This window comes from Psychrobacter cibarius, assembly GCA_030686115.1.
GTDB classification, from domain to species: domain Bacteria; phylum Pseudomonadota; class Gammaproteobacteria; order Pseudomonadales; family Moraxellaceae; genus Psychrobacter; species Psychrobacter cibarius_C.
In genome coordinates this window covers 1242251-1257482 of the sequence record CP131612.1, presented here as the reverse complement: position 1 = coordinate 1257482, position 15232 = coordinate 1242251, and the positions used below count along the sequence as shown (strand labels likewise).

Genomic DNA, 15232 nt, shown 5'->3' with positions numbered 1-15232 from the left:
CTGCTCATCAATGCAGTAAATACAAAAAAGCCGACATATGATGTCGGCTTTTTTGTATTTGCTTAGCAGACATTAGGGCATCTTAATCACACTCTAATGTCTATACATCATCTAAATAGCGAAAAAACTAGCGATTCTTACGCGGTAGCTTTTCTGGTAGATAGCAACGCAAATAAGCGATAAACGCAGTGTTTGCTTCTTGGATATATTCATTGGTAATGCTTTGGTGACGACGATAAGACAATGTGAATATCGCATTAATAATGCTATAAGCAATCAATAGCGTGTCTTGAATATCGTGGAAACTCGGCATCTCATAGCGCTCTGATAAACGCTTATAAACCAAATCGACGATCTGATGATCGATATCTTCACCAAAACTATCACCTTCAAAATCAGGCGTGTTCGTGTCATAAATGAGCTTGGCTTTGGTTTCGTCGTTATGGAATATCGTCACACAATTATCAATAAGCGCCGTCAAATAGCCCTGCCATCTGTCATAATTACCAATATCGACTGTTTCTACTATTTCTAATATTTCGATAGCATTCAAAAAACGCAATGCTAAAAATATCGCTTCGATGTTAGGAAAAAAGTGATAAGCAGAAGCTCTTGGAATGCCTGCTTCTTCACATACAGCCGCCAAAGTAATGTCATTGATAGGTTGTGTTTCACTTAACTTCTTAGCACCAGCCAAAAGTTTTTGACGGCGCGCACGGCCTTGTTGGCTGGTAAACTTGAACTTATTCGGTACCAGTTTTTTTGCCAGTTCCGAATCTACCAACACATCTTCAATCTTTTCGTCTTTATTTTCGCTCATCATAAGTCTCTTAATGTTACACCCTATTTTATAAATATAATCTTCAATAGATAGTATTCGCCCTAAATTGAAGAATTACATCCTATTAGCTAATAATGTAGCACTGATATTAGCACTACTATGTCTAATGGAGAGGCATCATAAACGCTTGTACACTATCAAGCAAGGGAGATAAATGGGTTAAAAATTAATGTATAGGTCAACCGTTTAATAGCGTTAACCACGTAATGTAAAAAATTTAATCATTGAGTTTAATTTTCGCTCTTATAATACCATGATCGATGACTCTATCTGCATAGTCCCACTTTAAATGGTCATTGAAATAGTCTACTCTTTCAACCTGACCCAGTGAAAATTTACTATCAGGAAGAAACTCTTCTGAAACAAATAATTGATCAATCACTTCTGGCATACCTTGATATATATGGGTATATGCCACATCTTTCATCCATCCATAGCGTGCTTGGATACGCGCAGCATCGAATAATGCAACATCGCGCATGCCTTTGTCATAATTAACTTCACCAGTCTCAGCCATCAATTGGGTGGTGACGCTACCGGTGACATCATTCATATCGCCTAACAAAATCAATGGCTCACGAGTATGACGTAAGCGCTCTATAATAGACATGCGAATAGAGGCTGCTTCTGCGGCGCGCATACATAAGCTACGGAGCTTGGCACGGACTCGAATATTTGGATCGTCCATGTCTTCTAACAAATTGCCACTTTCATCACGCAAGAAAAATGCCCGTTTGCTTTTTAGATGCGCCGTAATAATCGTTATCGGTTGACCAAAGGCATCGACCCGTACTACTAATGGTGGACGATTAAAGCGCTGGTAAGGACCAATATCAGGGATATCAATCACCGCTTTTAGCGCAATATCTTCAAGCAAGCGGCTTTCTAATTGCTCAAAGCGACTAATAATACCAACGGCAGGAGTGTTTTGCGCCCCTTTGCCATGGGTATAAGGGCTTGAACGGTCGTTGCTTGCCAACGGAACAACAACATGCTCGGGGTTAAATCCCAACGACACCGCCAATGCTTCAAGCGCATTACTATCCCAGACTTCTTGCACCGCAATAATATCAGCATGTGCTTTTGCTAATAAATCGGTGATGCCGCTTAGCTTGTGCTCGTATTCATCGTTACTGTAAGCTGGCGCATTGTCATAATAAATTCGGTTAGGGTTGGCAAAATTGAGCAAGTTGGCAGTGGCAATATAAAATTGTCTGGCGCTTTTAGCTTCCGCATTATTGTTCATAGATTACCTATTATTTTTATTCTAGAATATTGCTTCCAAAGATGATTGGCTGCTTAATATATTCATACTTAGTAATATACAGCAAAAAAGCCTCCAAAGAAATCTTTGAAGACTTTAAAATAGCATAAATTGAAAGTATTTAGTCTATCAGCAGACCCAAGTCTACAATCAGACTAAGCGCAGTGATAAGGTAGTAAGCTTATATACTGTCTACTTACTTAAATCAAATGTGCTGTTAGTTTCGCTTATTACGATACACGATTCCATGCGTCATACGATGCTTTGCGTGCTTCTTCCCACTCCATGCGTGATTCACCTTTTACTTCATGCCATGAGCGCTCTAATTCAGCTTCATGGTCTTCAAAACGTGCATCCGCAGGATAACGAGCACGGTTGGCGTACCCTACTGCATAAGCTGGATGTAGATCACGGTCGAAGTCATAACCTTCTTCGTAATAATCGACATTTGCATATTCTGCACGCCAGTAAGCTTCTTCACGTGTTGGATCAATCGCTTCTGCTGCTGCATGTCCTGCACCGCCACCAACGATAGCACCAATCGCACCGCCAATGAGTGTGCCAAGTGGTCCTGCCATTGTACCGATTGCTGCACCCGCTGCTGCGCCGCCAAGACCACCAATAGCTGTGCCTACTGGATGCGAACCTGGCTCACCTGTGATGATATCAGCATTCAGATCCTGCTTAGCTTCTTTTGACATATGTTTTACTTCACTGCGATCAATACCGTCATAGTTACTCATAATTTTATCCTTAAATTAATTTGTTATATTTTAGATTTATTAAGTGCTAAAAATTAGCGGTCTTACTCGATTCATGTGTTACTTGAGTCGCCTAAAGTATAGAAATTTATGGATGACAACAGATAGATAGGTTGTGTAAATTGTGTCCAGATTGCGATTGCCTTGCGTTACAGCCTGTATCTTTATAATGATTTTGTAGGACAGTGAAGTGTTTTAAGTAATTTTTCATTGAGTTGTTACAATATTTTAATGTGTTTATTCAATACTTATAAGGATGTCAGTGCTCTATCGATGGCTCGTTGCCACTTATTAAGATGCTGTTCACGGATATCACTGGACATTTGGGGTTCAAAAACACGATCGACTTGCCATGATGCTTGCATCGTCCCTTCATCATATAACCCCGTTTTTAACCCCGCGAGTAATGCTGCACCTTTGGCAGTGATTTCTGTATCTCTGGGACGCAGGACAGGCACATCGAGTAAATCAGCTTGAAACTGCATCAATAAGTCATTGTTAGCCGCGCCACCATCTACTCTTAGCTCAGTTAATGGATGAGGACTGTCTTTTTGCATGGCAATGAGCACATCATAAGTTTGATAGGCAACTGCCTCTAACGCAGCACGAGCAATATGGGCTTTAGTCGTGCCGCGGCTCATACCAGTAATACTCGCGCTGATATCGGAGCGCCAATAGGGTGCTCCTAATCCTGTGAATGCAGGCAGTAACACCACCTCTTCACTGCTATCAACTTGGCGGGCTAAATCTTCGACTTCACTGCTTTGTTGAATCATACCCAGATTGTCCCGTAACCATTGGACAATAGCACCTGCCATAAAAACACTACCCTCCAAGGCATAAGTAACTTCCTTTCTGGGTGGCTGCAACATGCGTTTGCCTGACTGTACAATTTGATCGAACGATAAATTGTCTGGACGAGCCGATGTGGATTTTCGTTGCCAAGCGATTGTCGTTAGTAGTTTATGCTCGCTAAGTTTGGGTTTTTGACCAATATTCATCAGCATAAAACACCCAGTACCATAAGTGTTTTTAGCCATGCCAGCATCGAGGCAGCCTTGTCCAAAAAGTGCCGCTTGCTGATCGCCCAATACCGCTTGAATAGGAATTTGTTTGGCAAATAGTCCTTTTTTGGTTTTACCAAAGTCACCATCAGATGGTAGGACTTTAGGCAAAATATTCATGGGTATCGCAAAACGGGCGCACAGCTCTTCTGACCACTCAAGCTTGTGGATATCATATAATAAAGTACGGGAAGCGTTGGTCACATCAATGACATGCTCGCCACCGGTTAGCTTATATATGAGCCAACTGTCTATAGTACCAACCGCTATTTCTCCTCTGCTGGCTCGTACGCTCAATTTCGGATTGTGCTCTAGTAACCAAGCGATTTTGCTGGCACTGAAATATGGATCTAAACGTAGCCCTGTAATGCGTTGCACTTCGCTTGCCACATCATCATGGCTGTCATTCATCATGCAGCTGGCACCCTCAGCCGCGAGTGTTTTACAGTAGCTCGCCGTACGGCGATCTTGCCAAATGATGGCAGGGGCTAAAGGTTTACCCGTTTGCTTATCCCACATGACAATAGATTCACGCTGATTGGTGATCGCGATACTGGTGACGTCGGTAGCAAGTAGCCCTGCTTGATTAATCACATCATGGGCACAGCTAATCTGCGTTTGCCAAATTTGTTGTGCATCTTGTTCGACAAAGCCCGCTTTTGGGGTTTGTAAAGTGGTAGGCTGCTGTGCCATTTTTATCGGACGCGCACGATCATCGTACAATATCGCTCGACTCGATGTCGTCCCTTGATCCAAAGCCAAAATATATCCTGCCATTACTCACATCCTATTTTGTCGCATTCATTTTTTACAATTATATTTTATAGCTGAGTTTTGATTGATAGTACGTACTTTTTGCGAGTAACGCCTATCGCAATAGCCAGTTTTATTTACATTAGCACTGCGCTAATGAGCAACTGCCGACAGTTAAAATAAATGCCGTTCATTTTAATCTTGCTCAACGCTATAAGGTGCTGAAATATAGCACACACCACTATTATGTATAGTTTATAAGCTGCTTTGTAATACAACAATCATCACTAACCATCATTTTCGCTAAAAGCTTTTAAAAGTGATCTAAAATCGATTTAAGTGCTAATGACTTGATAAACCTTTTATTATTAATTAACAAATGATGTTATTATTTGTCTTAACACCCGACCTCTAACATAAAATCACGGCTTATTCAACGCACAGTAAGCAAATACTGAGCATTGACCCGTCACCATTGTGCCACTACAGTGTAGCGCTTGTTACCCATAACAAAATATTGGCTTCTGTTAATGGTTGCCCATATTGAACTGTTTGGACAGGGTTTGACCATAACAGTTGATATTTTTGATACTTTTTTGCCTGACTCTAAAATACTTTGCATTCTAATTAATGGCTTATGTGACTTATGAAATTTGCTTTATCGACTCTGTCTACTGCGGTGATGACGATTACGTTCATGGGTTTAGCGGCGCCTACTTTTGCAAGCGCTACTGATCATAATATCGAGTCACCGAATGAGGTCACAGCCGTTGCAGTGACGCAAATTATCGACGCTGACACTCAAAAAAGTACTCAAAGCAGCGTTCAAGACAGCGCTCAAAACAGTACTCAAAAAAATGAGATTCAAAATAGAAGGTCAACGACAGATACAGACATGGGTCAAGCCGAGCAAAAAACTGGCTTAACAACGCTTATCGATCCCATTACCCATAAAAGTATTGATAATAGTTATCCATTAGCAGTATCTAGCCTGTTAAGCCTTGAGCAAGCTCAAAATATTTTATTGCAAGTGTCACCGAAACTGGCCGCCAATCAAGCGGCGATTACTGCTAGTGAATACCAAACGGATGCGCTCAAAACCTTAGACAATCCATTGGTGTTTGCCCAACTATCAGCCAACGCTTACAACTTAGACGCGGATCTTGACTTATCATCATTGAAAAACGGTATTGTTAATGACGTTAACAATGGTGTCGATAATGTGATTCCGCCTATTCCACCGCTACCAGATTTGCCAAATTTTGGTGAATTGGTCGGTGAGCGTATCCCAGATTCTTATGAGTTAAAGCGCTCAGGCTCAACGGCTGGTGCAGGTCTGGGCGTGGTTTGGCCCATCTATACTGCTGGACGTACCAACGCTTTGACAGGTGCTTCCAATGCCCGTACCCAAGAAGCCGTCGCAGACAGTCTATTGGATAAAAACGAGCTTTATAACACCCTGATTGAGCGTTATTTTAAGGCACAGCTGGCCATCATTGCCGCTTATTTACGCGAAGATGCTTATGATACCTTGCAGCAGACTGACCATGTGGCGCAGCGGCTTTTTGAAGAAGGTTTTATCTCACGTGTTGATCGCTTAGAAGCACAATCTGCGCTTGCCGATGCAAAAAGTGAGTCCGTCAATGCCAATAACGATGCTCGTCTTGCGATGATGGCTTTACAGCGGCTATTGCGTACCGATTATCGTATCAAACCCACGACACCGTTATTCGTCTCTAGCCGTCCTTTACCCGATGTAAACTATTTTCAGAATTTATCACTCACCAATCACCCAGGTCTACAAAAAGTCGCCGCCAAACGCGCACAAGCTGAGCAGCTACACGCGCTATCAGATACTGGTCACAAGCCTACCGTCATGCTCTATGGCTACGGACAAATTGAAAAAGACCCCAGTTGGGTAGCCGGTATATCAGCCAGCTGGAAGCTGTGGGGTGGTCTTGATAAAAATGCATCACTCGCATCGAGCAATGCCAAAATACGCCAAGCGGATCTGTCTGAAATCGAAGTCAGTGACAATTTATTATTACTGGTCGAAAAAAACTGGCACGATGTTAATAATGCCCAATCTCGTTATCAGGCATTACAAAGCAATGTAGATCTGGCCGCAGAAGTATTGCGTTTGCGCCAGTTGGGGCTACAAGAAGGTGTAAATACACCGATTGAGGTAGTCCAAGCACAAACGCAGTCGCTTAAAGCACGTACTGAACAAGCGCAAGCGGCGAACAGCTATGTACAATCGCTGGCCGCACTCATGCAAAGCTGTGGTACACCTCTTGCCTTTAACGCCTATCTTAATGCTGCTGATATTCGATTACCGACTTTGTATACTGAGTAATGATTTAATTTGAAAATGATAGATAGTGTGGATAAGCGTTTATATAGTTGATTCAATTTGAAAGTATGACAAGGCAGCTGAGCGAAGATATATATTTGATACCTCAAGCGAGGTTAACGCCGCAATACTATTACAGTAGCCTGACCATACTAACTATCATGAAGCTGCCATTAACCATACTATTGCTAACTCTATTGTGAATACTGTTTTATGAAAAACCCGACTTCTAAATTAATAAGTAACTGGCTGCAGCCTTCATTAAAGACGTGGCGTATTGCGAACAACTCTAATGTTTGGGCACACTGCGCGAGCGTGGGATTTTTTGGTTTCTTATCAATTTTTCCAGTAATGGCGGTGTTTGTGCTGCTTTATGGTCTCGCGTTTTCACCAGCTGAGATGCAAGAGCAAATCTCGATTTTGCGTCCGTTTATACCTGATACGGTGTATGAAGTCCTCAATTCACGCCTAAGCGCATTGGTCTCTAATACCACATCCGCACTCACGTTCAGTCTTGTCTTATCGACCTTACTCGCCCTTTATGCTGGCTCTAAAGGTGTTAAATCTTTAATTATTCTTATCAATCTTGCCTTTCATATCACTCAAGAGCGTAACTTCATACAAGGTAATATTTTAGCAGTCAGCTTAACCTTTGGCGCGGTAGTAATCTTGATTATATCGGTCTCTTCTATTGCTATTATTCCTGTAGGGGCAGCCTATTTCCCCTTCCCGCAAATAGCTAAAACGATTGCGCTTTGGAGCAGGTGGCCTATATTGGCTGGTATCATATTTTTGAGCTTTTTAAGCCTCTATCGTCTAGCCCCAAACCGTGACGCCGTCGCGCTAAAAAAACTGGTGCCAGGAGCAGCTCTGGCGACCATTCTTTGGATTGTATTGTCTGTGCTATTTTCGATTTATGTGCAAAACTTTAATAACTATAGCGCTGAGTTTGGCGCGCTTTCAGCTGCCGTGGTCATTATGCTTTGGCTTTATTATTCAGCATTTATCGTCGCCTTTGGTGCGATTTTTAATTCTGAAGCCTTAGAAAGCGCCAAACCTTATGCTGTACGAATGTACTAATAACATACCCTTTATCCTCAATTTTGCTGCTTTAGGAATCTCACTGTCATGACTGAATCTACCAACGAATCAGACGACTCGCGCAAGTTAAACGACTCAGAGCAATCTACCGACTCAGTCAATAACCATAACGATCAAGCAACTGATGCTGAAAATGAGCAAGCAGTGCCTACTTATAAGCGCCATGCAGAAAAAGCGGATAAATCTGCCATGATAAAAAAGGCACTTCTGGCGCTATTGGTTCTGATTGTATTAGGTGTTATTGCCTATGGTCTATATAAAAGCAATCAGCATAGCGAGCCTGAAGTCGTGACTTTGCAAGGGCAAATGCAGATGCAGCAAACCTCCATCGCGGCAAAAGTGCCGGGACGTATTGCCAAAATTCTGGTCACAGAAGGTGATGCAGTGACAGTCGGGCAACAGCTGATTGAAATGGACTCGCCTGAGATTAACGCAAAGATCAATCAAGCGCTGGCTGGCAAGCAAATGGCACAAAGTCAGTTAGATAAAGCAGAAAATGGCGCCCGTCCACAAGAGATCGCTCAAGCAAAAGCGGCGTGGCAAGCCAACAAAGCTGCTTCTGATTTGGCAGAGAACACTTACCAGCGTGTCAACCGCCTTTATGAAGAAGGTCTTATGGCACGGCAAAAACGCGATGAGGCATATGCGCAATATCTGGCCACTCAAGATCAAACTGAAGCGGCGCGCTTACAATACGACTTGGCAAAAGAAGGCGCACGCAGTGAAGATAAATCAGCGGCGACAGCGCAAGTAGCGCAAGTCGATGCCCAACTAGAAGAAGCACTGGTGGCAAAAGAAGAAGCCAATTTAAAAAGCCCTATTGCAGGCATTGTGGACAATGTCATTATTAGCGCGGGTGAAGTCATCGGACAAGGCGTGCCTATCTTGACGTTGGTCAATACCGATGAGCAATGGGTCGTACTTAATGTCACCGAATCCTACTTAAACCAGTTTGCGATTGGTCAGAAATTTACTGGTACGATTCCTGCGCTGTCATCAGCAAATAAGCCTTATATCAAACAGTTTACCGTTTATGCTACGTCAACATTGTCTGACTTTGCCACTTGGCGCCCGACCAATAATGATGATGGATTCGATGTACGTACCTTTGAAGTAAAGGCACGTCCGACGACTCCCGATGCACGTATTCGCTCAGGTATGAGCGTTATTGTACGCGTCAATCCAGCACTTACTAATGCAAGCCAAGAGTAAGCCATGCACCCGATGAAGTTAAGTAAGGCTTTTTTACGTAGTGCTGCCTATGAGCGACGGTTTTTGACCAAAAATCCGTGGGACTTTAGTATGGTGGTCTGGATACCACTGGCAACCGTTTTACTGATTTGGTGGATATTTTCACAAACACAGATTACGGATTTGCCCATTGGGGTGATAGACCAAGACAATAGCACGATTGCCAATACCGCGGTACGCTATTTGGAAGCCAGCCCTACTCTAACGGTTAAACAGCTTTATTACTCAGAGGCTGAGGCAAAAGCGGCTATTTTGCAGCGTGATATTTACGCTATTGTCATTATCCCTGAAGATTTTTCTCGGCATATTTTATCTGGTAAGCCTGCTCCATTGATTTTACAAGTAAATGCTCAGTACGGCACACATTCGGGCATTATCCAAACCAGCGTTCAAGCGGTCGCTGGGACGTTATCGGCAGGCGTTGAGATACAACGTTTAGTCAAACAAGGCATGGCACCGTCGCAAGCTGCGATTGCTTACTCACCGATTGGCATACAGCGTATCAGCCTGTTTAACGCAGCCACTGATTATCAGCAGTTTTTGGCTTCAACCGTCATACCCGCGCTGCTGCATATTTTAGCAATGGTGATCGGTGCAACGACGATTGGTCGTGAGCTGCGGGATAAACGACTAGGCCACTGGTATCGCTTTATCAGTACAGGTCATCCTGATTTGACGCGAACCACGCAAAACGAGTCAACATCAGGGCAAATATTAAATGCCGTAGAAAACAACCAATACTTGAGCAAAAATGATCAAATCTCTGTCTCTAGCCATGCGAATGAAGATATGATGGAAAGGGCAAACGTTTTAGTATTATTGTTTGGTCTGTTGGGCAAATACTTTTGGCCGACATTGGCCTTTAGCATTTGGGCGATTTTGGCTCTATGGCTTGCCACGCCGCAAGAATCTGTTGCCATGAGCTCAGTGCTTGCAACTTATGCTGGTTTGATATTATTAATAATGCTATCGTTTTGGCTGGGTGCTATCTTTACCTTAGGCTCATTTTCATTACGCATGGGCTTGTCTGCTACTGGTTTTATTTCAGCACCTTCTTATGCCTTTGCTGGTGTGACTTTTCCTTATATTGCTATCAGTGACAGTGCTCGGCATTGGTCAGATGCACTGCCACTCACTCACTATCTAAAGCTGCACATTGCACAATTACAGATGCAAGCGCCTGTTGCTGTGTCATTACCGATCGTCTATGGTCTGGCTATTGCCACGACGATTGCGATGACCCTGACTACTTTATTAACCAAACGCGCGCTGGCGCATCCTGAACGTTGGGGGGCGCGCTAATGTCATTACCACCAAAAGACCATTTATCTTCGACAACGTCAGATTCAACCAAGCAGTCTTCAACACCAAGTTTCTTAGGTAGTTTTTTACAGACCATTAAGGACATCTTTTCTGATAAAGGTGTGCTATTACTCTTACTGATTGCCCCTATTATTTATGGTTTTTTTTATCCTTGGCCGTATTCGACAGAAGTGGTCAACCATGTACCTGTTGGTATCATTGATAACGACAATAGTAATCTAACACGAACCATCGTTCGCTATGCGAGTGCCAGTCCGCAGTTAGACACACAGCTTTTTCTCAACGAGCAGCAGGCTAAAGAGGCCATGTGGTCAGATGAAATCGCTGGGTACATGGTCATTCCAAGTGGGCTTGAGCAGCAAGTACTATCGGGAAAAGCGGCGAACGTCAGCGTATTGGGTAATGGCGGCTACTTTCTGTTAAATAAAAACGTACAGATGGGGTTTTTGAAAGCAGTCAGTACGGTATCAGCAGGGATTGAAGTCAAAAAAAATGTGGCACAAGGTGCTTATTCAGCAACAGCGGCTGCTAATACTCAAGCGGTGCCATTAGTAATTATCCCTTTATACAATCAAACGGAAGGTTATGGCGCTTACGTGGTGCCAGCGGTCTCTATTCTAATTTTGCAACAAACCTTATTAATCGCCACAGCGATGCTAATTGGTACATGGTATGAGCAGCGGCGACATGCGACGAGTATCCGTGGTTGGCTTGGGCGAATTGCTGCGCTCAGTATGTTTAGCTTCATTATTGGCTGCTTTTATTATGGCTGGACATTTGAGCTACACCACTATCCGCGCGGGCAAAACATGCTTGGCAGTTTACTGTTCCTTTTGTTATTTTGTCCAACCGTGGCGACACTTGGTTGCGTGCTTGGACTCTGGTTTCGCCAGCGCGAACGTAGTATGCAAATCCTAATTTTTAGCTCACTACCGATGTTTTTTGTCAGTGGTTATCCGTGGCCAGCAGATCAGCTGCCCACAGTTTTACAAATCATACGTTGGTTCGTACCCACGACACCGGGTATCAACACCTCCGTTCAGCTTAATCAAATGGGAGCTAGTATCTCCCAAGTTTCTACTGGATTTTATGCACTAGCCGCCTTATGGGTGTTTTACTTTGCGCTACTTATGTGGGTGCGCTGGCATGATGCGAATAAAGCACTTAAAACAGTGTCCTAAAGCAAAAGACGATTGCATGTCATTAGCGACTGCCATCAATAAAAGCCAAATCAATAATCCTGAATCAAAAAAAGCGCCTGCTAACATAGCAGACGCTTTTTTATTTATAACGTTTCAATATTCTATCACTTAAAAAACACGATTAAGACCATTTAGTGCCGCCACGCGATACGCTTCTGCCATCGTTGGATAGTTAAAAGTAGTATTCACAAAGTACTCAAGTGTATTATTACTCTTACACTTCATCACGGCTTGACCAATATGGATAATCTCTGATGCATGGTTACCGTAGCAATGGATTCCTAAAATCTCCAACGTATCACGATGGAACAAAATCTTTAGGACACCTGAGCGTTCACCAATGATTTGTGCTCGTGCCAAATGCTTGAAGAATGCTTGACCCACTTCGTATGGGACTTTTTCGTCGGTTAGCTCTTGCTCAGTTTTACCGATACAAGAAATTTCAGGAATCGTATAGATACCAGTTGGCACGCTTGACACTGGTTCCGCATCGCTATCACCAACCATAAAGGCCGCCGCACAGCGTCCTTGGTCATAAGCGGCAGAAGCCAAAGATGGCCAACCAATCACATCGCCTGCCGCATAGATATTTTCGATTTCAGTACAATAGGTATCATCAACTTTTAATTGACCACGGCTGTTTGCTTTTAGACCAATCGCTTCTAAGTTTAAACCTTCCGTATTACCTGAGCGCCCATTTGACCAAAGAATGGCATCAGATTTGATGCGCTTACCACTCTTTAGATGCAAGACGACATAATCGTCATGCGTTTCAAGATGATCAATCTCTTCATTACTACGAATCAATACGCCAAATTGTCTAAAGTCATGCGCGATAGCATCGCTAATCTCGCTATCGAGATAACTGAGCAATTGATTTTGGTTATTAATCAAATCAACCTTATAACCAAGACCTGTAAAGATAGAGGCATATTCACAACCAATCACGCCCGCCCCATAGATGATAATTTTTTTGACCACATAATCCATTTGCAAAATTTTATCAGAATCAAAAACGCGCGGATGGTTAAAGTCTAAAATTTCAGGGCGATAAGGACGACTACCAACCGTTACGATGGCTTTATTAAAGGTAATGGTTTCAAAGACATTGTCATCGGTTTCAACACGCAAAGTATGAGCATCAATGAAACTTGCCCAACCTTGAATCACTTCAATGCGATTGCGTTCATAGAATCGTGTGTGCGTACTAACCTGATTGCGAATGACTTTTCGAGCATTGGCAAGCACTCTATTTAGAGGAACTTGCTTGTACTCCATCGCCTTGGTAAACATAGGATCACGGCGAAAGTTAATGAGGTTAAATACCGATTGGCGCAGTGCTTTACTTGGAATCGTACCCACATGGGTAGAGTTACCACCTACCTGATCACGTGGATCAATGACCACCACTTTTTTGCCAGATTTAGTCAGTTTCATAGCTGCCGCTTCGCCAGCAGGACCTGCTCCTAAAACGACCGCATCATACTCATACTCGTGATTATCGCCTTTTAAGCGACGTGAATCTTTCGTATAACCAGACTTGATATCGATTCGCGTATCATCGAGCGGATTAATAAGATCAGGATGGTGCATGACATCATCAGTGACCTGCTCATGGGTTTGTTCAATATTTTGTTTTTTATTTTTGCCTTCAGTATGCTCAGGATTCGGCACGCGACCGCTTTCTTTATTCGATACTTCAGTATGAATGTCTTTACCAATATCATTGGTCGCGTCGCTTGGTTTTTTAATTCCCATCGTGTCCTCTTTACATTTACTTATTTATTTGATTTTTAGACTGTGTATGAATCAACAATTGCTTGAGTCAAAACCACACGACTAAGGCGTGCCCACCATACGTTGTGACACAATATTTTGCAGTGTCCAATGCCCAGTCGCGATTTTCTGACCCTCGTCAATCTGCGGACGCGCACTAATCACATATTCTGTGCCAAGGCTTGGTTTAAAGTCATCAATCCAATCATAAGGTACCTGAAACACGCTGCCATCTTTGCTTGATTTGGCCAGTAAACACTGCATCGGTAATGCCGAGGCGCAGGCCACACGATTGGGCATGATTGTTAGCGTTTGCGCTTCACCCAATACAATGGTTGGGATATAACGTGGCTCAGGCACTGGCTCACGTGAAAAAGGTGACGTTTGGCAAGCACTCAGTAAACTGACCGCACTCAGCAAGCTGGCCAATAATAAAGGGGTCTTGCTAGACTTATAAGATGAACTCATAATATTCTCTATGTGATAATGAGATGGTATTAAATGATGATTATTAATAATAGTGATGCTTTAAATACTGGTTCTTTTCATATTTTATTAGCCGATACGGCGTTTGAGACCCGTCATCTGCAAGATGCGCGTAGCGATTTCTTCAACAGACATCTCAGAGACATCAAGGCTTGGAATACCATGCGTGATATAAATCCCTTGTATCGCCCGTTGCTCTTGCTGACATTGCTGATAGCTCGAATAACGACTGCCCGCACGGCGCTCTTGACGGATTTTCACCAAACGATCGGTATCGATCAATAGACCAAACAGCTTGTCTTTGTGCTCGCGCAATGCTTTTGGTAATTGATTATCGTACAAGTCATCTTCGGTCAAAGGATAATTTGCTGCTCGAATACCGAACTGTAAGGCTAAGTATAAAGAAGTCGGTGTTTTGCCTGAACGTGATACGCCCACCAAAATAATATCGGCCGCATCGTAATGACGCGTACGCGCACCATCATCATTGTCTAAAGCGAAATGCACCGCGTCGATACGTTCTTTGTAAGTCTCAGAATCCACATCGTCGTGTGCATGACCCGAATGTCCGTCAGGCTCTACACCTGTTTCTTCAGCGACGCGACCTATCAAACCCTCATACATATCCAAGTTACAGCTTTGGGCAGAATTGATCTTTTCACGAATATCAGGGTTAACAATCGTATCAAAGACCAATGGCAACAAACCATCTCGTTGATACGCCATGTTAATTTGCTCAACGGCGTCTTCTGCACGCTCTAAGCTATCAACATATGGCAACACTCGTGTTTCAAAAGGTACTGAAGCAAACTGACTCAAGATAGCGCGGCCAAGCGTCTCCGCCGTAATCGCTGTGCCATCTGAGATAAAAAACGCGGTTCGAACGGCTTGAGAGCTGTCTAAGTTTAATGCGTTGCAATTTTGAATAGTGGGATTCAGTTGTTCAGCTGGATTACTTGAGTACATAACGTTGGCACCTCGATTGAAAACACAATGGTAATCTTCATTTGGCTTTTATTTTTGATCGGCTTTAGACTTGATTTTCAGACGTAATTTT

At 43.1% G+C, this 15232-nt stretch carries 12 protein-coding genes; 5 read left to right on the top strand and 7 right to left on the bottom strand.

Annotated features, from left to right (window positions below; translation table 11 throughout):
- Nucleotides 1-127: 127 nt before the first annotated feature.
- The 4 genes from Q6344_05360 to glpK form a co-directional block, all read right to left on the bottom strand.
- Entirely contained in the window at nt 128-820 is a 693-nt protein-coding gene (locus Q6344_05360; protein WLG15148.1) for a TetR/AcrR family transcriptional regulator, read from the bottom strand.
- Nucleotides 821-1058: 238 nt separating this feature from the next.
- Nucleotides 1059-2087: an endonuclease/exonuclease/phosphatase family protein gene (locus tag Q6344_05355; protein ID WLG14765.1), complete on the bottom strand. Its 1029-nt coding sequence runs from the start codon at nt 2085-2087 to the stop codon at nt 1059-1061.
- A gap of 248 nt (nt 2088-2335) precedes the next feature.
- Entirely contained in the window at nt 2336-2848 is a 513-nt protein-coding gene (locus Q6344_05350) for a hypothetical protein (GenBank protein ID WLG14764.1), read from the bottom strand.
- A gap of 266 nt (nt 2849-3114) precedes the next feature.
- Nucleotides 3115-4707: a glycerol kinase GlpK gene (gene glpK / locus Q6344_05345; GenBank protein WLG14763.1), complete on the bottom strand. Its 1593-nt coding sequence runs from the start codon at nt 4705-4707 to the stop codon at nt 3115-3117.
- 622 nt (nt 4708-5329) lie between these two features.
- Between glpK and Q6344_05340 the strand changes: the two genes are divergently transcribed.
- The 5 genes from Q6344_05340 (at nt 5330) to Q6344_05320 (ending at nt 11892) form a co-directional block, all read left to right on the top strand.
- Complete coding sequence (locus Q6344_05340) at nt 5330-7039, top strand: TolC family protein (GenBank protein WLG14762.1); 1710 nt, start codon at nt 5330-5332, stop codon at nt 7037-7039.
- 210 nt (nt 7040-7249) lie between these two features.
- The gene (locus tag Q6344_05335; protein ID WLG14761.1) at nt 7250-8116 is read left to right on the top strand and encodes a YihY/virulence factor BrkB family protein; all 867 of its coding nucleotides are present in this window, start codon (nt 7250-7252) and stop codon (nt 8114-8116) included.
- 48 nt (nt 8117-8164) lie between these two features.
- Entirely contained in the window at nt 8165-9349 is a 1185-nt protein-coding gene (locus Q6344_05330) for an efflux RND transporter periplasmic adaptor subunit (protein ID WLG14760.1), read from the top strand.
- A 12-nt stretch (nt 9350-9361) separates the two neighbouring features.
- Nucleotides 9362-10690 (top strand): ABC transporter permease, encoded by a 1329-nt coding sequence (locus Q6344_05325; protein ID WLG14759.1) that lies wholly within the window; start codon nt 9362-9364, stop codon nt 10688-10690.
- Nucleotides 10690-11892, top strand: coding sequence for an ABC transporter permease (locus Q6344_05320; GenBank protein WLG14758.1), 1203 nt, complete (start codon nt 10690-10692; stop codon nt 11890-11892). Before Q6344_05325 ends, Q6344_05320 begins: the two co-directional genes overlap by 1 nt.
- Before the next feature lie 129 nt (nt 11893-12021).
- Here Q6344_05320 and sthA read toward each other — a convergent pair whose 3' ends face one another.
- From sthA to Q6344_05305, 3 genes are all read right to left on the bottom strand, one after another.
- Nucleotides 12022-13671: a Si-specific NAD(P)(+) transhydrogenase gene (gene sthA, locus Q6344_05315; protein WLG14757.1), complete on the bottom strand. Its 1650-nt coding sequence runs from the start codon at nt 13669-13671 to the stop codon at nt 12022-12024.
- Nucleotides 13672-13752: 81 nt separating this feature from the next.
- Nucleotides 13753-14157: a hypothetical protein gene (locus tag Q6344_05310; protein WLG14756.1), complete on the bottom strand. Its 405-nt coding sequence runs from the start codon at nt 14155-14157 to the stop codon at nt 13753-13755.
- Between the two features lie 87 nt (nt 14158-14244).
- Nucleotides 14245-15141: a pyruvate, water dikinase regulatory protein gene (locus Q6344_05305; GenBank protein ID WLG14755.1), complete on the bottom strand. Its 897-nt coding sequence runs from the start codon at nt 15139-15141 to the stop codon at nt 14245-14247.
- Nucleotides 15142-15232 lie beyond the last annotated feature (91 nt).

Coding starts and splice junctions, on each gene's coding strand:
- Q6344_05335 (WLG14761.1), top strand. CDS start 7,250: ATGAAAAACCCGACTTCTAAATTAATAAGTAACTGGCTGCAGCCTTCA.
- Q6344_05325 (WLG14759.1), top strand. CDS start 9,362: ATGAAGTTAAGTAAGGCTTTTTTACGTAGTGCTGCCTATGAGCGACGG.
- sthA (WLG14757.1), bottom strand. CDS start 13,671: ATGGGAATTAAAAAACCAAGCGACGCGACCAATGATATTGGTAAAGAC.
- Q6344_05305 (WLG14755.1), bottom strand. CDS start 15,141: ATGTACTCAAGTAATCCAGCTGAACAACTGAATCCCACTATTCAAAAT.
- Q6344_05310 (WLG14756.1), bottom strand. CDS start 14,157: ATGAGTTCATCTTATAAGTCTAGCAAGACCCCTTTATTATTGGCCAGC.
- Q6344_05340 (WLG14762.1), top strand. CDS start 5,330: ATGAAATTTGCTTTATCGACTCTGTCTACTGCGGTGATGACGATTACG.
- Q6344_05330 (WLG14760.1), top strand. CDS start 8,165: ATGACTGAATCTACCAACGAATCAGACGACTCGCGCAAGTTAAACGAC.
- Q6344_05360 (WLG15148.1), bottom strand. CDS start 820: ATGAGCGAAAATAAAGACGAAAAGATTGAAGATGTGTTGGTAGATTCG.
- Q6344_05350 (WLG14764.1), bottom strand. CDS start 2,848: ATGAGTAACTATGACGGTATTGATCGCAGTGAAGTAAAACATATGTCA.
- Q6344_05320 (WLG14758.1), top strand. CDS start 10,690: ATGTCATTACCACCAAAAGACCATTTATCTTCGACAACGTCAGATTCA.
- Q6344_05355 (WLG14765.1), bottom strand. CDS start 2,087: ATGAACAATAATGCGGAAGCTAAAAGCGCCAGACAATTTTATATTGCC.
- glpK (WLG14763.1), bottom strand. CDS start 4,707: ATGGCAGGATATATTTTGGCTTTGGATCAAGGGACGACATCGAGTCGA.